Raw genomic sequence first — 776 nt, 5'->3', positions numbered from 1 at the left:
CCAATCCCTGTCTATGGCATACCAGTGCGTGGCAGAGAAGTTTTTGGGGTACTGCATTTAAAAGGCTTCATTGTCGATGATACTGTTATCTACAGTGGAGCGAGCTTAAATAACGTTTATCTCCATTATCATGAACGTTATCGATTTGATCGTTACCATATGATTCGACATGAATCTTTAGCGAATTCAATGGTGCAATTCATTCAGGAAGAAATGATTGCTCACCCTGCCGTTAATGATCTTGCAGGAAAAGATAAGCCAGAAACCAAAGAAATAAAGTCGGCGATTCGCCAACTGAGGGCTTCTCTTGCTCAAGCCAACTATAAGTTTGAAGACCAAGCTGCAACAGAAGAAAGTGTAAAAGTCACTCCGTTAGTTGGGCTAGGCAAACGCCGTAATCTGCTCAATCAACAGATTGTAAAGTTATTGGCAGCAGCCCAAGACGAAATTTTCATTTGTACGCCTTACTTTAACTTCCCTAAAGCACTTCATCGTGAAGTGAAACGAGCCATGAAGCGTGGTGTGAAAGTAACTATTGTTGTGGGTGATAAAACCGCCAACGACTTTTACATTGCACCTGAGGAAGACTTTAAAACCATTGGCGGACTTCCATATCTTTACGAAGTGAATTTGCGTCGCTTTGCGAAAGCCAATGAAGCGAATATCGCCGCACGTAAATTGTCAATTCACCTATGGAAGCATGACAATAACAGCTTCCACCTTAAGGGTATTTGGGTTGATAAACGCTATATGCTACTTACTGGGAATAACCTAAA

Annotated in this window: 1 protein-coding gene; it reads left to right on the top strand. The window is 41.6% G+C overall.

The genetic code is table 11. From position 1 onward, the window contains the following. The coding region (gene pssA / locus IQR33_RS24195; RefSeq protein WP_193844137.1) for a CDP-diacylglycerol--serine O-phosphatidyltransferase at positions 1–776 on the top strand (776 nt) is incomplete at both ends.

It is taken from the genome of Vibrio sp. OPT46 (assembly GCF_015163535.1).
Taxonomy (GTDB): Bacteria; Pseudomonadota; Gammaproteobacteria; order Enterobacterales; family Vibrionaceae; genus Vibrio; species Vibrio alginolyticus.
The sequence above is the reverse complement of the archived record's forward strand: the minus strand, read 5'-3'. Positions and strand labels throughout refer to the sequence as shown.